Genomic DNA, 26,617 nt, shown 5'->3' with positions numbered 1-26,617 from the left:
CGTATGAAAAGTAAAGAGTTTTCGATAGGCCTATTAGACCAATATCACCTATATATTCCCTGTGAGATTGCCGAACCTTTTACAGCTTCAAAGCAAAGTCGTGTAAAGGTAAAAGCTACGTTTAAACAAAACAATATTGAATTCTATGCTGCGATAAAGAAAGATAACAACACTAATGATTATAAAATGATGTTTGGAAAACGTCTTCAACAGGAATTAGGTGTATTTCAAAATGATTATTTCCAGATACAATTATTTGAAGATACCTCAAAATATGGTGTTGATATGCCAGAAGAATTAGATGCTGTATTTAAGTCAGATCATGAAGCATTTACAATTTTTGAAGGTCTGACAGCTGGTAAAAAACGAAGTATTATCTACGCTATCATTAGGATTAAAAACACACAGTCACGAATAGACAAAGCTTTAATTATGTGCGAAAATTTAAAACGAGGTGAGACCAATCCAATGACCCTTTTTAAAATTTAAAACATGAGTTTTTTGATATTATCCATATAACCTCGACTCACTCTCACAACGTCCTCATTGACCATTGTGACATCGTAACTTTTAGTATACTTATTTAGCTCTTTAACCTTATTTAAATTAATAATTGATGATCGATGCACTCGTATAAATATTGAATTGTCTAACTTTTCTTCTAAAGTAGAAATTCCGTAATTACTTAAATAGGTTTTATCGTTTGTAATTAGTTTTGAATAATCGCCATATGCTTCAATTCTAATGACATTCTTTACTAAAATAGTGACCAGTTTATTCAGACTTTGCACTAAAATGCGTTCAGGAAACTTGGGTTTGTCCATTAATAAACTTTCAGCAAGTGGTCTGGCTTTATTATTTTCAATATTTTGATTTGATTTTTCAACCGCTATTTTAAATCGTTCTTTGGTATATGGCTTTAAAAGATAATCGACAGCATGCACTTCAAAAGCTTTTAAAGCATATTGATCATAAGCCGTAGAAAAAATAATTTGTGGTAATTCTTCTAAATGAGTTAACACATCAAAACCTGTCATGCCTGGCATTTGAATATCGAGAAATACCAAGTCTGGTTTAAACTCATTAATTAACTTAACAGCATCAACGCCATTATTAGCCTCGCCTAAGACGACCAAATCACTAAAATCAGAAATATATTCTTTTATTAATTGGCGTCCGGAAGCTTCATCATCAATGATTAGTACTTTTCTCATATAGAAAAATTAATTTTTAATCCTTGAGGCAAATTATCTGAAAGTTCTAATGTCGTTTGATACATTTTTTCGAGTCGTAATTTCGTATTTGTTAGTCCGATACCTTTTTCAAATACCTTCTTTTTATCTTTCACACCTACTCCTGTATCTGAAATTTCAAAAGCCAATTGATTATTTTTCTTCTGAATACGTATCGTGATAGAACCACCTTCAACTAAAGATGCCAAGCCATGTTTTATTGAATTTTCCACTAAAGGTTGTAATAACATAGGTGGAATCATTTCGTTCAAAATTGATTCATCTACATCAACATGCACTGTTAATCGTTCTTGAAAGCGTTCCTTTTCGAGAGCCAGGTACTTTTTCACAAAGTCTAATTCTTCTCTTAAGGTCACTTTTTCGGTTTGCGAGGCTTTCAACTGATAACGAAACAAATCTGATAACTCCGCAATTAAATGTCTTGTTTTTTCATTTTCAGCAGGAACAGAAGCACTTATCGTATTAAAAATATTGTATAAAAAATGAGGATTAAGTTGTGCTTTTATAGCTGAAAGTTCACTTTTCAAAGCAGCAGTTCTGAGTTCACCTTCCAGTTTAAGTTTTTTCTGATTTTCTCGGAAATATTGATATGCGAAATAAAAACCAAATTGCGTCATCATAAAAAGAGTTGGTATGTACCAATCCCAAACTTCACCATTTCCTCGTAACCGACCTTGCCCTAAATAATCAATCAATTCGTACCGAAATTCCCTAACCACATATACTGCTATTGGAATTAAAATGGCAACCACAATAATCTGAAATTTCGTCTTTTGATGTCTTAAGAGTCGTATTCCGAGAAACCAAATAAGCACAGAAATTATAAGGTAAAATAAATACTGCATACCTGAAGTTAACCAATAACCTTTCAAATCTATCCAGCCAAAATAACCTTCATCTTTATACGCACCACTGTTCCACCATAATACGATTCGGTATATGTATGAAAAAAACAAGTAAAATAGAAACACATATAAAATGTCTTTTTTTCTGAAGTCTTTCACGTCTAAACAATTTCTACAAATTTAAAAATACATTATCTCTTTTAATTACGCTAATCGACGAGTTGACCTATTTACAGACGAGTAGTCTTTTCCAACTCATCGCTCTATAAGACGATTCAACTGTTCTGAAGTGTTTAGTGTACTGATATTTCAAACATTTGTATCAGTAAATAAAATAAACAACACTTATGAAATTTAAATATGTGCTCGTATTATTTCTAATCTTCCAATCTGTTTTTGGGCAGCAAACCATTATTGGACGTATTACAGATCAAGAGAATAAGCCTATCGAAGCAGCTATTGTGTCTATTATTACAGTAGAAAATAACACCTTTGTTAAAGCATCACTTACTAAGGCAAATGGCCGTTTCAATATTTCAAATATTTCTGAAGGAACGTATAAACTCTTCATCACTAGCTTAGGTTTTGAAGATTATAATAGCGAGATAGTTACAGTAACAAACTCCAATATTGACCTAGGTACAATATCATTAGCACCAAAGACCGAATCACTTGACAAAGTGACCATTACTGCAGAAAAACCAATGATTCAAGTTTTGGCAGATAAAACCGTTTTTAATGTTCAAAATACAATTAATGCCACTGGAGACTCAGGTTTTGAATTGCTAAGGAAAGCACCAGGAGTAATCATCGACAATAACGATAATTTTGTAGTCGAAGGAAAAACAGGTGTACTCATTTATATTGACGACAGACCATCCGTACTAAGAGGTCAGGATCTTGTGATTTACTTGAAAACTATTCAAGCAAGCGATATTGAAGCAGTCGAAATTATGACACAACCGTCTTCCCGATTTGATGCCGAAGGCAATGCAGGTATCATCAATATTAAATTCAAACGTGATAAATCATTAGGAACCAATGGAAGTATCGCTTCCGGACTTACCATTGGTGATTTTGCCAGATATAACCATTCGCTTTCCTTTAACACCAGAAACAAAAAAACCAACTTGTATGGAACTTATAGTAATGCTACAGGTAAGAGTTCGAGTTTTATCAATCTCTTCAGAATTCAAAATAATACCATTTTTGATGCCCAAACCGAATCGGTATTTGATAATAACAGTAATAACATTCGCCTAGGTTTTGATGTTTATGCCAATTCGACATCTACCTTTGGAATCATTGTAAATGGAAATTTTAATAAGTCGCTTTCAGTTTCAGATACTAGAACTCCCATCATTCTCTCTGGAAATAATTCACCTTCACAAGTATTAGTAGCTGGAAGCGACACAGCTACAAAAACTTCAAATTTATATACTAATTTGAATTATAAATTTAAAGACACGCTTGGGCATGCTTTGAATATTGATGTTGATTTTGGAAAATTTAAAAATGACCGAACTAATCTTCAACCAAACAGATATTTCAATGGAGAGGAAACTCAAATCTTAGATGAAACCATCAATTATATGGTGACACCTGTAGATATTGACATTTTCACTACCAGAATTGATTATGAACAACCTTTGATAAAGGGCATTTTTAGTATTGGTGGAAAATACTCAAAAATTAAAACCGATAATCAATTTGATTTTTTCGATAGAATTAATGGTCAAGACATTATAAATACCGAAAGAACCAATGATTTTCTATACAAGGAACAAATCATAGCTGCTTACATTAATTTTAATAAAACGCTTAGTAAATTCAATTTGCAGTTCGGTATACGACTAGAACATACCATTTCTGACGGACAATTAGAGAGCTTGCAACAAAACACGAACAACCAAGTAAAACGAGATTATACAGATTGGTTTCCAAGTGGAGGAATTACTTATCAATTGAATCAGAAAAATTCTCTGGCCTTAATTTATAGTAAACGCATTCAGCGACCAAATTATCAAAGTTTAAACCCTTTTGAATACAAGTTGGATGAACTTTCTTTCAGACAAGGGAATCCGTTTTTACAACCACAATACACGGATAATATCAAACTCTCACATACCTATAATTACCGACTAACAATAGCAATTAGTTACAGCTTTATTGAAGACTTTTTTGCTCAAATAACAGAGGCTGTAAACGGGAATCAAAATTTTATCACCACACGAAATGTTGCCAATCAAAAGATCATCAATTTGGGTATATCATTCCCATCAAAATTTAATGATTGGTGGTCTTATTACGCGAGCGTTAATGCCTTCAGAAGTATTTATGAAGCTACAAATCCCGATTTTGTCTCTACCTCACAAAATACCTTAAGTCTGTATGTGCAAAACACCTTTAAAATTACCAATACATTTAGAGCAGAAATCTCTGGATGGTACAGCTCTCCCACTGTTTGGGGAGGAACTTACGAAACTGAAAGTTTAGGTGCTTTAAATATTGCGTTTCAGAAAACCTTTTTGAACGACAAACTAAATGCAAGACTTAGCTTTAATGATATCTTATACACCATTCCCTGGAGAGGAACAACGCAATTTGGAACACTTTTTATTGATGGAAATGGAGGAAGCGATAGCCGACAAATACGATTTAATTTGACTTACAATTTTGGCAATAACGAAATCAAAAAAGCAAGAAGTCGAAAAACTAGTATAGAAGACGAAAAAAACAGAATATAAATTAGATATTAATTTTAAACACTACAATAATGAACACAAAACAAAACACATTCACATCACTAGTAATCCTAATTTTACTTTTGATATCGCATTTTGCCGAAGCTCAGAACACTTATCTCAAAATAACTTTAAGTGATCAAAAAAATGATTATGTAAGTTTTCCTCCCAACACAAAATTTGAACTTTTTGATGCCACAGACACCAAAGTATATAGTAATTCAGAGCGAATAGATATGTATAAAATTGATACGATGCATACCTTGGTCGTATATCCTAGCTGGAAAGACACCACTGATACTTTTAAGATTACAAATGGTAAAGTAGAACAAGTTGATAATTCGGCATATTTTAAGGCCTTATCTGAGCATTCAAAAAACCAAACCAATAATTATGGTGCTTATTCGTATGATGAAACTCAATTTACAAACGGCCTTACCATGAAAAAAATCATGTATCCATCAGCCGTAAATCCGGAATTATACAATGCGACCTTCGAGTTTAATAATGGTATTTCAGCATCTTATCTGGATGGTAAATTTGTTGCAACTTTAAATAATAAGCAACTTCAAGTAGAAGGCCATTATTTGATTTATTCCAACTATGGATTAATTAAATTGAGTTTTAGACCTTCAAATGGAGAAACCTGGTGGGTTTTTGAACCTAAGGAGTAATCAAAAAGGGAAGCCAAAAGCTTCCCTTTTTTTTTAAATACCACTAATAAAACTGCCATAAGGATCTTTAAACTGAATCCCTTTTGTAAATCGATATTTACTCAATTGCTTAAATTCTACTAAAGCCCAAAGCACAAATTCTTTTACAAAATAACTTTCTTCTTTTTTTAGATTTGGTTGGTATTTGCCAATGAGATCATCAAGAGGTGAAATCGCATCCAATAAACTCTTATATTCTTTATCTCGCAAATCGTCTAAAATTTCAAAACCATCTTTTTGATTAAAAAACCATGATATGACATCATCGTAAGGTGTTTCATCAGTGTCCTTTTTTAACTTTTCTATCTTCGGAAAGAATTCAGGAAATAAACTTTTAACAGCTTCGCCAATTAAGTTATAAGCAACCACAGCAGCACCTTCTTGTTCGCCTTCATATACCAATTCTACCTTTCCTGTGATTGCAGGAATGATCCCAACAAAATCACTTAGACGGAGCATTGTTTTATCATCACCAGCTAACAATGCTCTTCGTTCAGCAGTACTTAATAGATTTTCTAAAGCCGTTATACTCAATCTGGCACTTACACCACTCTTAGCATCAATAAATTCACTTTCGCGAGCTTCAAAAACAATTTGTTCTAATAAATCTCTAGCTAAATCTGGAATTATTACAGTATTTTTTTGATTTTCGACAATCTTCGCTTCTTGTTCAGTAATTAAACGTGCCGTTTCAATATCGACTGGATAATGCGTTAAAATCTGACTTCCGATTCTATCTTTTAAGGGTGTGACAATGCTTCCTCTGTTAGTATAATCCTCTGGATTTGCTGTAAACAAAAATTGAACATCTAAAGGCAAACGTAATTTAAATCCTCTAATTTGAATATCACCTTCTTGTAAAATATTGAATAAAGCTACTTGAATTCTGGCTTGTAAATCTGGCAATTCATTAATGACGAAAATACAACGATTTGCTCTCGGAATCATGCCGTAGTGAATCACGCGATCATCGGCATAGCTGAGTTTCAAATTCGCAGCCTTAATAGGATCAACATCACCAATCAAATCAGCTACAGTCACATCTGGAGTTGCTAGTTTTTCAGAAAAACGATCACTTCTATGCAACCAAGTTATGGGTGTATCATCTCCTTTTTCTGAAATCAATTCGGTCGCAAAGCGAGACATAGGATTAAAAGGATCGTCATTGATCTCTGAACCTTCTACATATGGAATATATTCATCTAACAGATTAAGCATCAAGCGTGCTAAACGCGTTTTCGCCTGTCCTCGAAGTCCGAGTAAATTGATGTTATGTCTTGATAATATGGCTCGTTCTAATTCAGGAATTACCGTGTTTTCATAACCATGCACACCTTCAAAGGCTGTTTCTTTGTTCTTTATTTTAGAAATCAGGTTGTCTCTTAACTCATCTTTAATAGATTTTGACTGATAACCTGCTTTTTTTAGTTCACCTAATGTTTTTATTGTTTCTATTTTCATATGTTTTAGTTTGAGATATCTCGGCTACGCTCGATATGACAGTATTTTTTTTTTAGTCAAGTAAAACCTAACGATTTTAAACTTTTTTTAATTATCCTTTAATTCTTTTTTTTCGGTTTGTTTCATAATCTTCAAAAATCATTTCTCCTAATCCTTTTAATCCTGTATAAAAGGCTTTTCCTTGATTTGCTCGTGTGAATTCTTGAACAAATTGCATGAGATAACGATCTTGGGCAATCATAAAGGTCGTAATTGGTATGTGTAATTTTCTGGCTTGTTGCGCCATGGCATAGCACTTATTAGTGATATACGGATTTAATCCGTTACTGTCCTTGTAGTATTGTCCGTCAGGTAATCGCAAGCAACTTGGTTTTCCATCGGTAATCATAAAAATCTGCTTGTTGGTATTGCGTTTTCTTCGGAGTAAATCCATTGCCAATTGCAAACCAGCAACAGTGTTGGTATGGTACGGACCAACTTTTAGATATGGTAAATCTCTAATTTCGATTTGCCAAGAATCATTTCCGAAGACAATAATATCAAGTGTATCTTTAGGATAACGCGTTGTAATTAATTCAGCCAAAGCCATGGCCACGCGTTTTGCAGGCGTAATACGATCTTCACCATACAGTATCATACTATGACTTATATCGATCATCAAAACGGTACTCATTTGAGATTTGTGCAAAGTTTCTTCAACAACCAAATCGTCTTCAGTAATACTGAAATCTCCAATACCATGGTTAATTTGCGCATTTCGCAAACTTTCGGTCATAGACACTTTATCTAAAGCATCTCCAAACTGATAATTTCTAAAATCTCCAGTGTGTTCATCACCTATTCCCGGACTTTTACTTTTATGGTTACCTTGTCCGCTTCGCTTAATTTTTCCAAAGATATGTTCTAAAGCTTGCTGTCGGATAGCACGTTCTGTTTTAGCTGTTATAGCCATACCACCTTTTCCATCAGGATCTATTTCTTCTTTGATATAACCTTTCTTTTTTAGGTCTTCAATAAAATCGTCAATGGTATATTCTGCTGTGGTTAGCTCATATTCCTTATCTAATTCTCTCAACCAAGATATGGCTTCATCAAAATCTCCTGATGTATGCGTGATGAGCTCTTTAAAAATTTCAAAGAGTTTGTCAAAAGGAGATTGATTTGGAGCTTCATAAGGTTTAAAAACGAAGCCCTTTTTAAAATTTTCAGTGTGTTTCATAGCTCTATAAAAATAAGGCTTTTAAAACTGAAATATATTAAAGCAATTATAAAATATTTAAGTTATTGAAATTTTATATAAGACAAACATATCTTATTTAAATAATTATTCAGATATTTGTATAAAATTACAATTTATGTTTTCTAAAGCTTGTGAATACGGAATTAGAGCTTCAATATTTATAGCAAAAAATTCTCGTGAAGGAAGACGCGTTAGTCCTAGGGAGATTTCTAAAGAAATTGATTCTCCTCAAGCTTTCACGGCAAAAATTTTACAAGATTTAGTAAGGCATGATGTCATCAAATCAGTTCAAGGAGCCTATGGTGGTTTTGAAATTGATAAAGATACTATTGCAACCATCAAATTGTCTCAAATTGTTGAAGCCATAGATGGTAATGGGATATATTCAGGTTGTGGTTTAGGTTTAAGAGAATGTAATGAACAACATCCTTGTCCGATGCACGATAAATTCAAATCCATTCGCAATGATTTAAGAGATATGTTAGAGACTACAAATTTAGAAGAATTAGCAACTGGCATCAAAAATGGAGAGGCATTTTTGAAAGTTTAAAAAATTTGAATATAAATAGGATATATTTATCCGAAATAAAAATATTATGGAGACAATAGAAAAAAAGACATTAAAAGAAATAGGTGAATTTGTTGCAGAAGACTACAGAACTGCAGCAGTATTTTCAAAATACAATATTGATTTTTGTTGCAATGGCAACAGAACGGTTGATGACGCTTGCGATAAAAAAGGAATTGACAGGACCATCTTAATGAATGAAATCAATACCATTTTAAATGAGAAGCGAGGAGGAACTACTGACTACAAATCTTGGCCTTTAGATTTGTTAGTAGATTATATTGAAAAAAAGCATCACAGGTACGTTGAAGAAAAAATTCCTATTCTTCGACAATTTTTAAATAAATTATGTCGTGTGCATGGTGAACGTCATCCTGAGTTGTATGAAATTAATGAATTATTTACAAGTTCTGCAGGTGATTTAGCTTCACATATGAAAAAAGAAGAACTGGTTCTGTTTCCATTTATTAAACAATTGGTGAAAGCTAAATTAAACTGTGGTGCTGTGAAACCTCCTCAGTTTGGAACAGTAGAAAATCCGATAGCTATGATGAAGGATGAGCATGGTAATGAAGGGGAACGCTTTAGAAAAATTGAAGCACTAACAGATCAATATAATCCGCCAGCTGATGCTTGCAACACTTACAAAGTCACTTTTGCAATGCTGAAGGAATTTGAAAAGGATCTGCATTTACATATTCATTTAGAAAACAACATTCTTTTCCCAAAAGCGATAGAACTAGAAACGTTATTTAGTTAATAGATTAATAGTTTGGTTTTAAGTCGAAGTTACACTTCTCTTGAGTTACTTAACCTACTGTAAATACTGTTATTTTTACGAGGGAAACAACAGAATTACATTAATTTAAACCAAGAGAAGTGTTCTTTTTTTTATACCTTTAATCGTATCAATATTTAGATATTTAATGCAAAAAAAACTCGTTATTGTTTGTCTTCTAAATTTTTTAGTAGCCGCGTTAATGGGTTTGGCATTACGTTATTCTTTTATTGAATCTATAGGTGTAAACTATCGTTTTTTAACACATGCTCATTCTCATGTTGCCATGTTAGGTTGGATGTATTTAATGCTGTACACATGCATTGTTCACTATTTTGTACCTGAGCAAAAACCAATTTATAATCGCTTATTTTGGTTAACGCAATTTGCCGTAATTGGCATGATATTAAGTTTTCCATTTCAAGGTTATGGGGCAATTTCTATCTCTTTTTCTACACTACACATCTTATGTAGTTACTATTTTGTGTATCTCATTTGGAAGCATCACAAAGCAACATCAAAAGCAACAACTTTGCTGTTAAAAGCATCACTCCTATTTATGCTCTTATCAACATTTGGTGTCTGGTGTTTAGGACCAGCCGTTGGAATGTTAGGTAAAGCTTCAGGTTTTTATCAAATTGCCATTCAGCACTTTTTACATTTTCAATTTAATGGTTGGTTTATATTTGCTGCAGTAGCTGTCTTTTTTCATCTATTACACATCAAAGACAGTTTATTATTCAGACGTTTTTTTAAGCTCTTAATAGTATCAACACTACTTACACTAGCCATGCCAATTCAATGGTTTGTGCCTAATAATATTTTATTGGTAGTGAATGCTTTTGGTGTACTTTTACAATTAGTAGCCATGTTCTATTTTTTTAAACTTACCATACAACCAATAAGACATTTAAATAAATCGTCTTCTCCGCTCTTAACCTATAGTCTTGGATTCGCCATTTTTAGTTTAGCTATGAAAACTATACTACAATTGGTCTCCATAATTCCTGAATTTGCTGAAAACATATACCTGCATCGAAATTTTGTGATTGGCTTTATCCATTTGCTTATGCTAGGTGTCATAACTGGATTTTTGTTTGTATTTATTTTGAAAAATGAACTGGCGGTCTTTAACAAAACCTTGGATATTGGTAGTTTCATATTCCTATTAGGCTTTCTCTCAACTGAAATCATTATATTAATTCAAGGAATAAAATTTTACATTGGAAGCGGCATGCTATCAAATTATCATCAAATCCTGTTTACAAGCAGTATCTTATTACCTCTTGGAATTTTACTCATAATTATAAACATTTTTAAACATAAAACACATGCCTCACAAACCACTAAAACGACATAAAGCCTTACAATCCTTAAGTAGAGAGCATCATCATGGTTTGCTGTTGTCATGGAAAATTAGAACGGGTTTTAACAAAGAGATTGAACCCGAACGAATAAGAGCTTATGCTAATTGGTTTTATCAAAATCATCTTATTCCACATTTCGAAATAGAGGAAACTCTTATTTTTCCAATTTTAGAACCAGATCATGAACTCATTAAACGAGCTTTAGCTGAACACAGACGCTTAAGACGTATTTTTACTGAAACTGAAAACGACACCAAAACATTAAGTAAAATTGAAGAAGAATTAGAACAACATATCCGATTTGAAGAACGCGTTCTTTTTCCAGAAATTCAAAAAGTAGCTACTGAAGCACAACTACTTCATATCGAAAACATACACCAACCTGATGATTTCAAAGACCATTTTGTTGATGCCTTTTGGGTATAATTTATTGTAACACTACAGACAAATTCAAATAAAAATTACGTCCTTGTCTCGGAATATTATTCCAATCTGCAAAGGTAGAATAGTTGGTATCTAAGAGATTTTCTATTCCATATTTTACAATAAATTTTGTATCGTTGGCATACATTACATTTCCGAAATTCAAATTTAAAACACCATAAGCAGCCGTTTCATCTTCACCATAAAAACTACTATATCTACTTTGGTTCGCATTACCTTCTAACTGTATTGCTGCATTAAATTGTTTCGCTTTATAGTTAAGTTCAGCTAGATATGTAAAGGGTCTAATAAATGGTAAATTCTCGTTGTTACTTCCTCGTCCATAATTATAGCCAACAGTACCATTAACCGAAAATGAATTAGATATTTTATAAGATGAATTTATATAGACATCAAATATAGATGCATTTGATAAGGCTTTGTAAATTCTAACACCATTAGCACCAATAGTCATCGCACTTAATGTTTCATCTATTTCACCAATAATATAATCCTCGATATAGAAATAGGCAGCCTCAACTCCGATATGAAATCTGTTTTTATGATAATTAGCTTTGGTATTTACTTCAATGGCTTTTTCATTATTGAGCGTTGGATTACCAATGTAGTCATAATTATCAAAACTATTAAATAAGAAGAAGCCATACCCTTCACTAACCGAAGGTGCTCGTTCACCATAACCTAAACCAAATGAAAAATCGTAGTTAGAAATATTATAAGTATAATTGGAAGCTACACTTATTAAAAATCTACTTTTTGAATCTGTAAGATCAGGATAAAATATTTTAAGGCTTTCTAAGCCTACGTTTTCTGCAATTCTGTTATTTTGAAATCCCATGCGTAAAGATCCTGAAAGTTGTTCCTTTTCACTCAAAACGACTTTATCCTTTGCGAAAATTCCAGAATAAAATGTTCTGATATCAGGCCAAGTGTACATAAACATTGCGGGCTGATTCGAATCGTTAGGATACATGGTCATTTCTGCTAAAGATCGGTTATAATACGCATTGACATTAAACAATATATGATGATTTTTAATTGTTGTCGTTGCTTTAGAATAAAAACCGAAAGTATCACTCCAACCTGGCATATCCATTCTTATTGGTACATCAGGTCGTTTGGAATCATCCATAATATGTGTGATGGTATTAAAATACAGCTTTGTTTCTAACGATTTAATAAATGTAGAATCATTAGCATAGTTATGTGTTACAGAAGTAATTAACGCTTCAGCCAGAGACACATCCATTGGCAAAGCAGGATACCCAACATCAGTCGCTTTATCATAAATAATATTAGCGTCTAGTGTATGTTTTTCGGATAGCTTAAAGCCTGTTTGTATTGACACGTTATACTTTTGGAACTGAGAAAACAGGACTTCATTAGATCCACCAGCATCATAATTATATGATTTTCTAAAAACACCATCAGCATTCATATAAAAAGTATTTCCAGAATATTCTAAATCTAAACCAGCTACTCTATAGTTTCCATTTGTTTCATAGCCTAAATCGACATTGGTTTTTAGTCTAGATTGATAAAATTTACTTGACGCTAGTTGCAAATCAATTCCTCCTCCAACACAATGACCATTTTCGGTACCTGTTTGACCTGAGCCGATACTGACTTTTTCCAGATTTGAAACATCTACATACGATGTAATAGGATCCATTTTATCTGTGCATGCTCCAAAAATCTGCATGCCATCAATAGTGACGCTTAATCGTTCACTATTCATATTATTCAAAGTTGGTTCCCAAGCGTAATTACCACGTTTTATCATGGCGACCTTATTCGATTTTTCTAAGTAATCATCAATACTTGATAAGGTTTTTTCTTGTCGATGATTACTTAATTTACGTCTACTTAGAACGATTACCTCAGTTAATCGTGTCGTATCTTTTTTAACATCAGTTTCATCTTCTTGAGCGACAGTAATTCCGCTAAGAAGCATACAAAAACTATAGATGAGGAACTTTTTCATAAGTGTATGTTTTAACAAGCTTATCTGTAAAGTGATGTATAGTGTCATTAAGAGTAAAGCAATAAATCTTAATTGTTTTAAAACTGATTACATACAATTCTAATAGATTCATCATTTTATTCAGAATGACACTTTTCAAATAGTCTAATTTTTTTAATTTAAAACTCTAATTCTAGATACAATGAACTTTGGTTGTTCTCATCGGTTACGTCTTCACCTTTGAGCACTTCATCATTAGCATTCATTAGTTTTAGGTTTAGAACCCAATAACCTGTCATTGTTAATGATAAATCGCCATGATACATCTCATCAGACGAACTGTAGTTTAAATCTGTATTATTAGGTGAGCTATGATTTCCCATGCCTGGCATTCTAGGATCGAGAGTGATCGTATAGTTTTCTGCTACTGGAAATGTCATCATATTTTCCATTTTATGTACACTAACCATTAAATCATTAATACCGATAATTGGAGTATTCGGTTGGATACGTGCAATGATATAACGAGTAGCATCGCTTCCCATAAAACTAGTAACGTTTTGATTGTTGTTTTGTCTCACTACAATCGTATCAGCCATTGTATAATCTATGCCATCAACAGTGTAATCTATTGTTAAAGACCATCCCGAACCATCTGTATTAGTCATTTGATAGATGATATAACCTTCAAAAACTGTATTTTTTCCTAAAACTTTTGAAATAGCAGATCTTGGGCAAGAATGTTGCATGGTTGGCATTTGCATCATTGGCATCCATGAGAACGAGGCGTCTTCAACATATAAATCTGAAGCATTATTTTTCAACCTAATGCTTACAGAATTATAACCTGTGTAAAAATTGCCTTCTTTATTAAACAATTCGATAGTATGTGTTGAATTAGTCAATTCCTGAATTTTAATAAGGCCGTCAACTTCGCTCAAAATTATTGGGTTATCATCATCATCTTTAGAGCAAGAACTTGTTACTAAGGATAAAAACAATATTGGTAGCAGTACGTATATAAATTTAATTGATTTCATAATGTTAATTTTTATGTTTAAAATAGGACTTAAAACTCCTTGCTCACTTGTAGATTCAAGTAAGAATTAGAGTAAAACCAAACTGATTTTAGGATCTAAAAAACTAACAGAAATTTGGAGGAGGTGTATCTATGTCGAGATACATTTTGATAATTCTTGGTGTGCTTGTAATTATCTTATGTCGTTGCGATTGCAGATTTAAATTGGATGTTTCAATTTGACTTAAACTTGAAATAAAGAATGCATCTAGTACACGTTGTTTGCTTTCTTGAAATGGTGTTTCAGAATGTGAATTGGTCGTACTCTCCGAGAGTTCTTTACGCAATTGGCATTTCCCATTACAACCATTTTGAGCTTCTTTTTGGATACATAGCGTTTTTGCGATAAAGTCTTGATTAATTACAAAATCTCCAATAATAGTTAGTGTATTTATATTATGTGCAAATAATATAAACACCAAAATAATTGCCGTTATTTTTTGAACTACTATGGTCATAGTGTAACAAATCTAAACCTAAGATGAGACATAAAAGATGACTATTATCTTTCTTCAAAAAACTTAAAATAAGCTTTAATTAATGCTTCCAAATTAGTAATTGACAACTCTGCTTTAACCTCGTTGTTTTCTTCTCTCAATATTGAAATTTCATCAAGCATAGGAATTAAAACCACATGTAACTGGTCGTGTGGTTCTCCAGTCATGCTACAGTTTTGAATAATATAACTTGTTTGTTTCGAAAGGAGATCACCTAATACTTTATAATCTTTTTTTGAATTACTCTTAAATGATGACAAAATTGAATCCATCTTAGATACACCTTTATGAGTTTCAACATTCGCAATCCATTTTTTGTTTACATTTAATTTAAGAGGCAACGTATCAACAATTGAAATGGTTTCTTTTACAGCATCCTGATTAGAAGTCGTTTGCTTTGATTCAGATTTACAGCTTACAACTGTACTGAATAGAACTAGAATCACAAAATATTTATTCATTTTAAACATATTAAAAGGATTTAAAAATCTTTCTTTTTCGATTTAAATACAATTCGTAGAACTGGCAAAATCACCCAAATTGTAAGCATCACGAATGATATTACTAGTCCGAAATTTGTACCGAAGAATTGCTTAAAAACTGCTCCTGTATAACCCAATAAAGCTGAAATATCGAGTTTTAAAAGGATGAGCGTTCGAGATAAATCAATGGGATTTAGCATGGTTCCAACCAAAGACAATTTATCTAAAGGGTATTCTTCAAACATAATTAATGTCATTAAAAACAAACCATCATATATAATTGCTAAAAACAACCAAAGCAAGATGGCATAACCAAATCCTTTAATTTTATTTTCGTTTGACAACGCAATGTTGAAGGCTAAAGCTGTAAAAATTAAGGTCAAAAATGTTCCTGTGATAAGTAAAAGTGAAAAATCCCAGATCGCACTACTCTCAAATAAACCATAAAACACAAACGGGATTCCTAGACCCAAAATCAAACTAATAGAGAGTGATAAGGCCACACCCAAATATTGCCCGAGAAATATAGACGACCGTTTTAAGGGTTGTGCTAAAAGTAATTCTGTAAATTCTTTAGAATTATAATAATACATCACACCAAAAATGGTACCTATTAATGGCACTAATACAATTATGACATTCATCAATGTAATGACTGCTTTAGATAAATCATTATTTAAGAACAAAAGTACAATACCTAACAATAAATAGAATGCAAAATAGACGTAACTCCAGCGGCTTCGCATTAAATCGAAAAAACTATATTTTAGTATTTTAAGCATGGTTGTCGGTTAATATAGACGCTATAGCATGTTCAAAATCTGGCTGATTGGTCTTGGTTTTTAATTCTGAAATTGAGCCTTTAAAGTAAATTTTACCTTCTAGTAAAAAGACAATTTCATCTGAAACTTCTTCTACAAAACTCATAATATGAGACGTAATTAAAATTGTTTTTCCTTTAGCTTTTTCGGTTTGGATTAAATCTTTTAAGCGTATTAATGAAATGGGATCGAGTCCTGTGGTTGGTTCATCTAAAATTATTAACGGACTATTAAACATGAAGGTTAAAACGATATTTACTTTTTGCTTCGTACCTCCTGAAAGGTTACCTAGTTTTTTATCTAAAAAAGGTGTTAGTTTAAAAAGTTCGATTAAACGATCTTCCTCATTTGTATATTGACGCAAATCTTTAATCATCTTAATTAATTCCTTAACTTTTAGATTACTAGGGAAATTAGCAATCTGTGGGAGATAATCAATTTTATGACGATATTCAGGGTTTTTCTTGATATTTTCACCCAGCACATGAATGACACCTTTATCGGGAATAACCATCCCTAAAATAGACTTTATTAATGTTGTTTTACCAGATCCGTTCGGACCAAGAACTGCAAAAATTCCACCATTATTTATGTTGAGATCCAAACCACTTAATACATGGTTTTTTCCAAATTTTTTATATAAACCTTCAATACTTACCATTTGATTTGTTTTGTTAGAGGATTAGCATCCAATAGATTATCTGGCGTAAACACAGGTGAAACTTTTTCAGAAAAATCAATTATATCTATAAACATACTACGTAATAAAATGATCGTTTCTGGTGTGCGATTTACGATATAGGAAAACAGTTTTACAGGACGATAAGGCACATCTCCTACTCCATCTTTATCCAAGTCATAACCTGTGTAACTGCTCCAGTAATTACGATCAAATTTGTTGTCATTAATCTTACTATTGTAGGCAATATCAAATGAATTATATAAGAAATTGTTTTCTACAAATGTATTGGTATAACAAGCACCTTTCACTTTAATTGCCCAACCATTATTCATGAAATTGTTATGTTTATAGATGATTCGGTTAGAACCTTCAATATTAATTGCGATGGTATTATCTTCAAACGTATTGCCAATAATTTCAGCATCGTTGATCTCTTTCAATAACATCCCATAGGAAGCTGTTCCCCAGTTTTCTTTAAAAATATTGTTATACATTTTAATTTTTTTAGAAAACATCACAGCAACTCCTGCGCCATTATTTTCGAACGTATTGTCTTGATACGTATCATCGTTTGAAAACATAAAATGAAGTCCATATCTAATATTTAAAGCACTCACATTATTTTTGATGATACAGTCATCAGAAAATTCTAAATATATGCCATCACGAACATGCTCTACATAATTATGTTCAATTTCGATATGATTACTATACCATAATTGTATGCCATTTCCAGAGTTATACTCTTCAACAGCATCACCAATAACTTTATTGTGAAAGATTTTTCCGTAACTTGATTTTTCAATATATATTCCGAAGAACAACTTTTCTAAAACTAAATTTTGGATTAGAAAATGTTTACTTTTTTTCACTCGAATAGCTGCAAAGTCTTCAGTATAACTGGTACCAACGTTAATGATAAATAAACCATCGACTGTAACATTATCAGCTGTAATAGTTATAATTTCACCTTTTAATTCGCCATCAATAACTGGATAATTTTCACCAATGATAGTCAATGGTTTATTCACCAAAATAGCATGTTCTTTATAAGTTCCTTTTTTAACGACTATCGTGTCAAAATCTTTTGATTGACTTATCGCTTCCTCTAATGTGGAAACAGGACAACGTTTACAAACTTCTAATGGAGATGCATAAGTGGTGCTGGTCATTAAAATGACCAAGAAAAGAGTGAATCTCGTTTTCATATTACTAGTCTTTAAAATGTGCTAGTAATTCGTTCCATGTATATAAGTTACCACCTTTTTGAGACTGTATTTTTTTCGCTTCAGATTTAGATTTAAAGGCTGATAAAAACGCTCCCATCGGACTTGGAATATTTTTACTAATCAAGAATGTCGCTTTGGTAGCATCAATTAATGTTTCAGGCTCAGTATAATTGTTAGATAAATACAACGCGATTTCGGAAGTTTCAAACTCTTCCATAAAATTAATCATACATTCGGTTGCATCAAATTTATAAACTTTACCTTTTAGAGTTACAATTTCGGCTGCATGGACTTTATCTACAATGGTCATCTTACAATAATGGCAACCATCACTACCATAATCTATGGGTTTTGGTGATACATTACAGCTAAATAAAAGCCATAGCAATGCAATAAATGAATAATGTTTGAGTATTTGCATGATTTTAGTGTTTTAGTGTTTTGATGGCAGCTAAGTAACCTGAGACGTTTTATGATTTTTCTTTCCAAGTAAGTAAGCTATAAATCCCATAGCAATTCCTAAAGTTAGGAATAAAGCACCTAATTGTGGATAGGAATGCGCTCTAAAGTTTAAAATATCTCTACTTCCAAAAAGTGGTGGTTGAAAGCCCATTTGCGTACCATCTGGATTGGTAAATTTCATAATAGCTTTAGGATCTAGATTGTGACCATAATCATGTTCCCATAAGTAAAAGTCGTACATTCCTGCTGAACTCAAAACAATCATTAATATAAACCAACCTAAAAACCATTTGTAATTTCCTTTGAATGCAATTAGAAGACCAATAACACTTGTGATTATTATGCCTAATGGAAAAATTTTAAACTCAGGAATAGCATCTGGTATATATTTCATGCCCACATAATGATTCATCAAATTTATATTTTTGATATCATGCGGATTGGCATCAGAAAAGTCATTGATATGTATATACATTCCCAAAGGTGTCGGATACTGAGGCGCTTCTAGGGTGATTTTCCATAGTGGAAACAAAAATAATCCCAAGGGTAGAATCGCTGCAAGCAGCATGATGATGTTTGACTTTTTCATCTTTAAAATTTTTAGTGATTTTTTAGTGTTTTAAAAAGAAAGGCGAGAGCGAATAATTGACCCTCGCCTTTTTATAGGAAAATAAACACTAAAACAAAATTTTCCTAGATTGTTTATTCAATATCCTCTCCCAGCGACCATTTAAGTGGTGTATCGCTATTGGCAGAAGAAACTCTAATGTAACCTTGCATTTCCTGGTGTAGTGCTGAACAGAAATCTGTACAATAAAATGGCCATACACCAACTTTCGTAGGTTCCCATACCGAGGTTTTCGTTTGTCCTGGCATGATTAATAATTCAGATGTATTTTGACCTAAGACAGCAAATCCGTGAGGCACATCAAAATCTTGCTCCAAATTAGTCACGTGGAAAAACACTTTATCTCCCAGTTTAACACCTTCAATATTATCTGGTGAGAAGTGACTTCTTATTGTTGACATATAAATATGTACTTCATTACCTTTTCGAACCACTCTACTCTCGGCATCAGATTTTGCAGCATATGGATGTTTATTATCTTCTAAATTATATATTTTTTGAGAACGTTCTTTTATGATATCTGCGCGCATTGCTGCTGCATAGTGAGGCTCACCATGTGTAGGAAAATCTAAAAGTAATTCCATTTTATCTCCTGAAATATCATATAACTGGGCTGAATGTTCTAATTCTGGACCTGTTGGTAAATAACGATCTTTTGTGATTTTATTCATCGCAAACATATACTTACCTTGAGGTTTTCTAGAGTTTCCACCAGGAATTGTCAAGTGACCTACAGAGTAGTAGGTAGGTTGTCTGTCTAACACTTCCCATGTACCAAGCTTCCATTTTACAACTTCTGAAGAAATAAAGAACGTAGTATACGCGTTTCCTTTATCATCGAATTCAGTATGCAAAGGTCCTAAGCCTGGTTGCTCAACAGAACCTGCTAGAACATCTTCAAATTTTAAGATAGGTATGCCGTAAGCATCTCCATCAAACTTTTCATTTTTAATTGCGTCTAGCATTTTAGTAAATGAATGCACTGTTAAATTTGCTGATAACTTACCGTTACCAATAATGTATTCACCTGAAGGATCAACATCACATCCATGAGGTGATTTAGGTGTTGGTAGTAAGTAAACGGCACCAGGAACTTCAGAAGGATTAACCACAAGCACTTCTTTGATCATCGTAGATGTTGCAGAGTGTGTAGCCTCATCATAAACATTGTGTGCGTAATCTGCTGGCATCATAGTTCCACCTCCATTATTGACGTACTCTTCAATTTTTTTCCAGTTTACGGCTGCAATAAAATCTTTATCATTTTGAGATGCATTTACCTCTAATAATGTACTTGCTTCTTCTGAATTATATGTGGAGAAGAAAAACCAACCATGAGAAGCGCCACGTCCTGGATGCGCTAAATCATAGTTAAAACCTGGCATAAGCACTTGAAATTTTATATCCATATGACCATGCTCTGGCTCTACGCTAATAAACGATAACGCGCCTTTAAAATTACCTTTATAATCCTTAATTGGCATATCACGTTGCGGAATTGGCACTGAAAAGCGCGTACCTGCCACAACATATTCTGTGTTTTCTGTTACAAAAGAAGAACTGTGATTACCAGCACTATTTGGAACTTCAATAATTTCAGTGGTCTCAAAGGTTTTTAAATCAATCTTAGCGATTCTTGGTGTATTATTTTCATTTATAAAAATAAAACGACCATCTATTTCTCCATTAGTCTGTGAAATGTCTGGATGATGCGAATCTCCCCAAGGAATAAATCCGTGAGATGTATTTAGCATTGGTTTTGTTTCTTCAGAATAACCGTAACCAGAAGTTGGAAATTGAGAGAATACAGGAATTTCTTTAAACATTCTTCCTGATGGCAATCCATACACAGTTAAATTACCACTATATCCACCTGATATAAATGCATAAAACTCGTCATGTTCGCCAGGAGCTACATACACTTTCTCTGCGACATTACTTGCCAGTGCACCTGATTTGTTATTGGATGTTTTTGAATTATTACAACTCGTAATTACAGCAAAAACAGTTAGGATTGCTAGAGTTGATTTGATTACATTCTTCATTAGTTTATAAATTTAAATTAGTGTTTTTATTCTTCTGTTGGAGGTAATAATACCTTATCAATAACATGTACAATTCCATTACCTGCTTTCACACTGGCAAGTATTTTAGCACCTCCAATCATAGGTTCACCATCGACAACTTCCACCATGACATATTGATTGTTTGCTTGACCTAATTTTTTAAATTTGGTCAAAAATTCTTTGGAATAGTTCCCTGGAGTTACATGATACTTTAAGATGTTAGCTAATGCGTCTTTGTTTTCAGGTTTCAATAAATTGTCAACAGTCCCTTCAGGTAAAGCAGCAAATGCTTCATTAGTTGGAGCAAAAACCATCAATGGACCAGCATTAACTAAAGCATTTTCAAGACTGGCGGCTTGTACTGCTGCCACTAATGTTGTGTGATCTTTAGATCCAATTGCTATATTTAACACTGTTGGTTTCCCTTCATCATCCTCTATAAAGGCTTGTCCTGTTTTTTCATTAGATACAGATTCTTGTTCTGAAGCTGTAGGGCTCGTTGAGGCATTTTCTTTGTTGTCGTTTTTGCACGACCATATAAATGCCATAAGTGTAAAAACTAAAATGATTGTTTTGGTTGTTTTCATAATTGGTTTTTATAGTGTTCTAAAATATTCTAGCACAGATCTTGCTTCCTCTTCTGTAAGATTTTGATTAGCCATTGGTGAACCATTAAACTCCATTAATAATTCTTTTGCTAAAGGATCATTTTTAACCATCCCTTCTGGATCTAAAATCATATTCATAACCCATTCCGGCGTTCTACGCTCCAAAATTCCCGTTGGTGGTGGTCCTATAAATTTCTTGTCTGTTCTATGACATGCAGTGCACATGTTTTTAAAAACTTCAGCGCCTTTAGTAGCCATATTTTGGTCAATTTGTGGTTCTAATGTTACAGATGAAATAGGACCAACACCTTTATTAGTCAAGTCTATTCTTTTGGACGCTGGTGTTGTAGTTCCCTTAGGTGTCTCTGTTTTTACTGGAGCTTCTTTTCTACCATAAGAGATAGGCTCTTTTTTCTTTTCTTCTTTGCCTCCACAACTTAATAGTAGTGTTACAAATAATACGGTCATGAGTTTTAGTGTTATTTTCATTTTTATTGGATTTTATGAAACAAAAGTATGGATCAAAAGCTGCAAAAAATATGATAATTATCATATTTCGGGTAATTTTGTCTTATTTAAACAATAATACATTTTTGTAACCTATAATTGTTAAAAGTATTTTAAGATTGGTAAGTAAAATATACACCCAAAAACTTTTGATTATCTTTATGCAACTTTAAAAATTCGCTAACGTTTTAGGCATGAAAAAAACACTTTACTTTCTGATGCTCTTAGCATCTTTTTCATTATTTGCTCAAGAACTTTCTATGGATGTAGTCAAGAGCATGAAACCTCGTAATATTGGCCCAGGTGGTATGTCTGGTCGAGTTACAGCTATTGATGTTGTCCATAAAAATACTGACATTATGTATGTAGGAACTGCTTCAGGTGGTTTATGGAAATCCACTTCTGGTGGAATTAACTGGAATCCTGTTTTCGATAAAGAAACGACAAGCTCAATTGGTGCAGTTGCCATACAACAATCTAATCCTAGTGTCATTTGGGTTGGAACTGGAGAAGGCAATCCTAGAAATAGCCTGAATGGTGGATATGGAATTTACAAATCGCTTGACGCAGGCAAGACTTGGGAATTGATGGGATTGGAAAAAACGCGACATATTCATCGTGTGATTATTGATCCTACAAATCCGGATATCGTCTATGTTGCTGCTATTGGTTCTCCTTGGGGAGAACATCCAGAACGTGGTGTTTATAAAACGACTGATGGTGGAATGTCATGGACAAAAATTTTATTTGCAAACAATAAAACAGGAGCAGCCGATTTAGTCATGGATCCAACCAATCCCAATAAATTAATTGCTGCGCTTTGGGAACACAAACGCGATCCATGGTTTTTTAATTCAGGTGGTGAAGGCTCTGGATTACACATAACCTATGATGGTGGTAACTCGTGGAAAAAAATAACCGAAAAAGAAGGGTTTCCAAAAGGTAATTTAGGTCGTATTGGTGTCGCCATTGCTGCCAATAAACCAAATATTGTTTATGCGCTGGTTGAAGCTAAAAAAAATGCACTGTATAAGAGTGAAGATGGTGGATTTAACTGGGAAAAAGTAAATGATAAAAGTGATATTGGTAATCGTCCGTTTTACTATTCTGAAATCTATGTCGATCCTCAAAATGAAAATCGTGTATATTCTATTTATACTTATGTGAATGTTTCCGAAGATGGTGGAAAAAACTTTTCGCAACTAATGCCAGCCTATGGTGTAAGTAATGGTGTTCATCCTGATCATCATGCTTGGTGGATTCATCCAACCAATGGAAACTTCATGATTGATGGAAATGATGGTGGAATGAATATCACTAAAGATGGTGGTAAAAACTGGCGTTTTATAGGTAATTTGCCCGTTGCTCAATTTTATCATATTAATGTGGATAATGAGATTCCTTACAATGTTTATGGTGGCATGCAAGATAACGGCTCTTGGAGAGGTCCGGCTTACGTTTGGCGTACTCAAGGTATAAGAAATAGCTATTGGCAAGAAATAAGTTTTGGTGATGGTTTTGATGTTGTTCCTGATAAGGACAATACTCGTTTCGGATGGTCTATGAGCCAGCAAGGTTACGTAAGTCGTTATGATTGGCAAACTGGAAACAATTATACTGTGCGACCAACACATCCCGATCCAGAAGTGCAATTACGATTTAATTGGAATGCCGCTATTAATATTGATCCTTTTGATAACAACACCTTATACTTCGGAAGTCAATTTGTTCACAAATCGACAGATAAAGGACAAACATGGACTGTGATTTCGGGAGACTTAACGACAAATGATCCTGAAAAACTAAAACAAAATGAAAGTGGCGGATTAACTATGGATGCAACTGGAGCCGAAAATCACTGTTCCATTTTAGTCATTGAGCCTTCTCCTTTAGAACGTAATATGTTTTGGGTGGGAACAGATGATGGCAAAGTACATTACACCCAAAATGGTGGGCAAACGTATACAGACGTTACTAAAAACATTAAAGGTTTACCTTCTGGAAGTTGGATTCCACAAATAAAAGCCTCTAATAAAAATAAAGGTGAGGCTCTACTTATTGCCAATGATTACAGACGATTTAACTACACACCTTACGCTTACCGAACTAAAGACTATGGTAAAACTTGGCAACGAATTATTGATGCTACAGATGTAAAAAGCTACACCTTATCAATTGTTGAAGATCCTGTAGAAAAAAACTTATTATTCCTAGGTACTGATGATGGTTTGTATATTTCAATAGATGCTGGAAATTCCTGGACTAAATGGACACAAGGTTTTCCAACAGTATCGGTAAAAGATTTGGTAATCCACCCAAGAGAACACGATTTGATTATAGGAACCTTTGGTCGCGCTGCTTGGGTTTTAGATGATATTCGTCCACTTAGAGAAATAGCTAAAAACAAAGAAATTATTAATCAGAAATTAGAATTATTCACACCACCTACAGCATATCAAGCAGCTTATCAACAACCAACAGGAAGTCGTTTTGGAGCAGATGCCATGTATCATGGTGAAAATCGAGATAATGGTGCTATCTTTTCTTATTTTGTAAAAATAGATGAAACAAAAAAAGAGGAGCAGACAGCCGATGATGACAAGACTAGTGACGATGACGATGACACTAATGATGTAATTGACGAATCAAAGGTCAAATGGGACTCTTTAACCATGAAAATATATGATCAAGAACGATTAATAAGAACTCTAAAAACTAAAACTCCTGACGCTACAGGTATTTACAAATGGTCATGGAATATGGATGAAGCAGGTGTGTTAAGTCCATCACGAACTCTCAGAAAACAAACGAGAGAACCTAGTGGTGTTAGTGTAAAACCTGGAACATACAAAGTTGTTTTACATTATGGTGATTTAACTTCTGAAGAAATGATCACCATAGTATCTGATCCTAGATTAGAAGTTTCTCAATCCAACATTAATGAAGTGTACAATGCCTCTAAAAGATTAGAGAAGATGGAGCAAACATGTTCTGATGCTGTAAAACAATTGGTTGAAAGCAAAGAGATTGCCCATAAATATAAAGAAGAATTAAGTAAACTAGATAAAGCGCAATACAAAGACGACATTAAAGCTTCTAAAGAAGTCATCAAAAACATTGACAACCTCATCGATTTATATTTAGGTAAACAAGATGAACGACAAGGTATTACCAATACTTCAGTGGTTTCTGTGATAGATCGATTAGACATTGCAAATTGGTATGTAGGTTCAAGGCAAAATGGATTAACTACAACAGAAAATACATTGCTTAAACATGCAGAAGATGCGGTCAATGATGCACTTAAAAAAACGAATACCTTTTTTAATGACACATGGAAAGCATATCAAAACCAAATACAAGCTCTCCAAACCAATCCTTTCAAAGAGATTAACACTTTTAAACTAGATTAATATAAGATATAGGTATAAAAAAAGCTCTAAATAATTAGAGCTTTTTTTATTCTACTCGTCTTAATCCCTCATGATCTTCTATTCTTATCTGTTTGCCTTTTGTAGAAATTAAGCCTTCTTTTTTAAATTGTGAAAGTATTCTAATCGCAGATTCCGTAGCAGTACCAACAATGCTGGCATAGTCTTCTCTTGACAGTGTAATGGATAAATAATCTGCATCATCAGTACCAAAATGTTCACTGATATAAAGTAATACATCGGCCAATCTGTTCTTTACAGATTTTTGTGCCATATCAACAATCACATTATCTGACTCTTTTAAATCATGAGCCATTTGTTGTAACATATCTAATGTAAACTTAGGGTTATTTTCTAAGTCACTCATAATTTCACTCTTAGGAATAAAACAAACTTCCATGTCATTTAGAGCAACAGCACTCAAATTTGCCGACTCATCACCTATAAGTGAACGCTGTCCTAACAAATCACCTTTCACAACCAATTTCACAATCTGATCTTTACCGTTAGCACTCAATTTTGATAGTTTGCAAACACCATCTTTAATACAATACACACCGTTAATACTGTCACCTTCCTCAAAAATAATGTCTCCTTTCTTAACAGTTCTGGAGGTTTTGCAACCTGAAATCCTGATTAACTCGTCTTTTGTTAAGGCTTTAAGAGAATTAAATTGCCTAATAATGCATTGTTCGCATTTACTCATACCTATAAAATGTTTATATTCAAAAGTACTAAAAAACATGATAA

25 protein-coding genes are annotated in these 26,617 nt (G+C 33.2%); 8 read left to right on the top strand and 17 right to left on the bottom strand.

Going from position 1 to position 26,617, the window contains the following annotated elements:
• Positions 1-3: 3 nt before the first annotated feature.
• Positions 4-489 (top strand): YdeI/OmpD-associated family protein, encoded by a 486-nt coding sequence (locus tag TD18_RS13155; protein WP_040253437.1) that lies wholly within the window; start codon positions 4-6, stop codon positions 487-489.
• On the opposite strand, the gene TD18_RS13150 is transcribed toward TD18_RS13155, so the two are convergent.
• Together TD18_RS13150 and TD18_RS13145 are read right to left on the bottom strand one after the other, a co-directional pair.
• Positions 486-1,214: a LytR/AlgR family response regulator transcription factor gene (locus tag TD18_RS13150; RefSeq protein ID WP_040253435.1), complete on the bottom strand. Its 729-nt coding sequence runs from the start codon at positions 1,212-1,214 to the stop codon at positions 486-488. The two genes, TD18_RS13155 and TD18_RS13150, sit on opposite strands and share 4 nt — an antisense overlap.
• On the bottom strand, positions 1,211-2,257 hold the full coding sequence (locus tag TD18_RS13145; protein ID WP_040253433.1) for a sensor histidine kinase: 1,047 nt from the start codon (positions 2,255-2,257) through the stop codon (positions 1,211-1,213). Before TD18_RS13145 ends, TD18_RS13150 begins: the two co-directional genes overlap by 4 nt.
• 188 nt (positions 2,258-2,445) lie before the next feature.
• Between TD18_RS13145 and TD18_RS13140 the strand changes: the two genes are divergently transcribed.
• Positions 2,446-4,845: a TonB-dependent receptor domain-containing protein gene (locus tag TD18_RS13140; protein ID WP_040253432.1), complete on the top strand. Its 2,400-nt coding sequence runs from the start codon at positions 2,446-2,448 to the stop codon at positions 4,843-4,845.
• A 29-nt stretch (positions 4,846-4,874) separates the two neighbouring features.
• Positions 4,875-5,516, top strand: a complete 642-nt coding sequence (locus TD18_RS13135) for a hypothetical protein (protein WP_040253430.1) — start codon at positions 4,875-4,877, stop codon at positions 5,514-5,516.
• 33 nt (positions 5,517-5,549) lie between these two features.
• Here the strand turns inward: TD18_RS13135 and TD18_RS13130 are convergent, their stop codons facing one another.
• Positions 5,550-7,016 carry a MoxR family ATPase gene (locus tag TD18_RS13130; RefSeq protein WP_040253427.1) on the bottom strand — a complete coding sequence of 489 codons (1,467 nt, stop codon included), beginning with the start codon at positions 7,014-7,016 and terminating at the stop codon, positions 5,550-5,552.
• Positions 7,017-7,107: 91 nt separating this feature from the next.
• Entirely contained in the window at positions 7,108-8,235 is a 1,128-nt protein-coding gene (locus TD18_RS13125) for a vWA domain-containing protein (protein ID WP_040253425.1), read from the bottom strand.
• 136 nt (positions 8,236-8,371) lie between these two features.
• Here TD18_RS13125 and TD18_RS13120 point away from each other — a divergent pair, with 136 nt between their 5' ends.
• The 4 genes from TD18_RS13120 (at position 8,372) to TD18_RS13105 (ending at position 11,395) form a co-directional block, all read left to right on the top strand.
• Positions 8,372-8,806 (top strand): RrF2 family transcriptional regulator, encoded by a 435-nt coding sequence (locus tag TD18_RS13120; RefSeq protein WP_040253423.1) that lies wholly within the window; start codon positions 8,372-8,374, stop codon positions 8,804-8,806.
• Between the two features lie 46 nt (positions 8,807-8,852).
• A complete protein-coding gene (ric, locus tag TD18_RS13115; protein WP_040253420.1) occupies positions 8,853-9,584 on the top strand; it encodes an iron-sulfur cluster repair di-iron protein in 732 nt (243 codons plus the stop codon).
• Between the two features lie 166 nt (positions 9,585-9,750).
• Positions 9,751-10,962 carry a hypothetical protein gene (locus TD18_RS13110; RefSeq protein WP_040253417.1) on the top strand — a complete coding sequence of 404 codons (1,212 nt, stop codon included), beginning with the start codon at positions 9,751-9,753 and terminating at the stop codon, positions 10,960-10,962.
• A complete protein-coding gene (locus TD18_RS13105; RefSeq protein ID WP_040253415.1) occupies positions 10,934-11,395 on the top strand; it encodes a hemerythrin domain-containing protein in 462 nt (153 codons plus the stop codon). Before TD18_RS13110 ends, TD18_RS13105 begins: the two co-directional genes overlap by 29 nt.
• Before the next feature lies 1 nt (position 11,396).
• On the opposite strand, the gene TD18_RS13100 is transcribed toward TD18_RS13105, so the two are convergent.
• The 12 genes from TD18_RS13100 to TD18_RS13045 form a co-directional block, all read right to left on the bottom strand.
• Positions 11,397-13,397, bottom strand: coding sequence for a TonB-copper family protein (locus tag TD18_RS13100; protein ID WP_040253412.1), 2,001 nt, complete (start codon positions 13,395-13,397; stop codon positions 11,397-11,399).
• Between the two features lie 158 nt (positions 13,398-13,555).
• The gene (locus tag TD18_RS13095; RefSeq protein WP_040253410.1) at positions 13,556-14,416 is read right to left on the bottom strand and encodes a hypothetical protein; all 861 of its coding nucleotides are present in this window, start codon (positions 14,414-14,416) and stop codon (positions 13,556-13,558) included.
• A 103-nt stretch (positions 14,417-14,519) separates the two neighbouring features.
• The gene (locus tag TD18_RS13090) at positions 14,520-14,912 is read right to left on the bottom strand and encodes a hypothetical protein (RefSeq protein ID WP_040253409.1); all 393 of its coding nucleotides are present in this window, start codon (positions 14,910-14,912) and stop codon (positions 14,520-14,522) included.
• Positions 14,913-14,956: 44 nt separating this feature from the next.
• Positions 14,957-15,412 (bottom strand): hypothetical protein, encoded by a 456-nt coding sequence (locus tag TD18_RS13085; protein WP_040253407.1) that lies wholly within the window; start codon positions 15,410-15,412, stop codon positions 14,957-14,959.
• Between the two features lie 20 nt (positions 15,413-15,432).
• Positions 15,433-16,215: an ABC transporter permease gene (locus tag TD18_RS13080; protein ID WP_040253404.1), complete on the bottom strand. Its 783-nt coding sequence runs from the start codon at positions 16,213-16,215 to the stop codon at positions 15,433-15,435.
• Positions 16,208-16,915, bottom strand: coding sequence for an ABC transporter ATP-binding protein (locus tag TD18_RS13075; protein WP_040253399.1), 708 nt, complete (start codon positions 16,913-16,915; stop codon positions 16,208-16,210). Before TD18_RS13075 ends, TD18_RS13080 begins: the two co-directional genes overlap by 8 nt.
• Positions 16,909-18,144 (bottom strand): nitrous oxide reductase family maturation protein NosD, encoded by a 1,236-nt coding sequence (locus TD18_RS13070; RefSeq protein ID WP_040253391.1) that lies wholly within the window; start codon positions 18,142-18,144, stop codon positions 16,909-16,911. The genes TD18_RS13075 and TD18_RS13070 overlap by 7 nt, the downstream gene beginning before the upstream one ends.
• A gap of 4 nt (positions 18,145-18,148) precedes the next feature.
• The gene (locus tag TD18_RS13065) at positions 18,149-18,586 is read right to left on the bottom strand and encodes a nitrous oxide reductase accessory protein NosL (RefSeq protein ID WP_040253390.1); all 438 of its coding nucleotides are present in this window, start codon (positions 18,584-18,586) and stop codon (positions 18,149-18,151) included.
• A 30-nt stretch (positions 18,587-18,616) separates the two neighbouring features.
• Positions 18,617-19,216, bottom strand: coding sequence for a hypothetical protein (locus TD18_RS13060; RefSeq protein WP_040253389.1), 600 nt, complete (start codon positions 19,214-19,216; stop codon positions 18,617-18,619).
• A gap of 113 nt (positions 19,217-19,329) precedes the next feature.
• Positions 19,330-21,300, bottom strand: a complete 1,971-nt coding sequence (nosZ, locus tag TD18_RS13055) for a Sec-dependent nitrous-oxide reductase (protein WP_040253387.1) — start codon at positions 21,298-21,300, stop codon at positions 19,330-19,332.
• Between the two features lie 26 nt (positions 21,301-21,326).
• Positions 21,327-21,908, bottom strand: a complete 582-nt coding sequence (locus tag TD18_RS13050) for a fasciclin domain-containing protein (protein WP_040253384.1) — start codon at positions 21,906-21,908, stop codon at positions 21,327-21,329.
• A gap of 9 nt (positions 21,909-21,917) precedes the next feature.
• The gene (locus TD18_RS13045) at positions 21,918-22,418 is read right to left on the bottom strand and encodes a cytochrome c (protein WP_040253381.1); all 501 of its coding nucleotides are present in this window, start codon (positions 22,416-22,418) and stop codon (positions 21,918-21,920) included.
• Positions 22,419-22,630: 212 nt separating this feature from the next.
• Between TD18_RS13045 and TD18_RS13040 the strand changes: the two genes are divergently transcribed.
• A complete protein-coding gene (locus TD18_RS13040) occupies positions 22,631-25,849 on the top strand; it encodes a VPS10 domain-containing protein (protein ID WP_040253379.1) in 3,219 nt (1,072 codons plus the stop codon).
• A gap of 46 nt (positions 25,850-25,895) precedes the next feature.
• Here the strand turns inward: TD18_RS13040 and TD18_RS13035 are convergent, their stop codons facing one another.
• Positions 25,896-26,573, bottom strand: coding sequence for a Crp/Fnr family transcriptional regulator (locus TD18_RS13035; RefSeq protein ID WP_040254001.1), 678 nt, complete (start codon positions 26,571-26,573; stop codon positions 25,896-25,898).
• Positions 26,574-26,617: the final 44 nt, after the last annotated feature.

It is taken from the genome of Psychroserpens mesophilus (genome assembly GCF_000826645.1).
GTDB lineage: Bacteria > Bacteroidota > Bacteroidia > Flavobacteriales > Flavobacteriaceae > Psychroserpens > Psychroserpens mesophilus.
The sequence above is the reverse complement of the archived record's forward strand: the minus strand, read 5'-3'. Positions and strand labels throughout refer to the sequence as shown.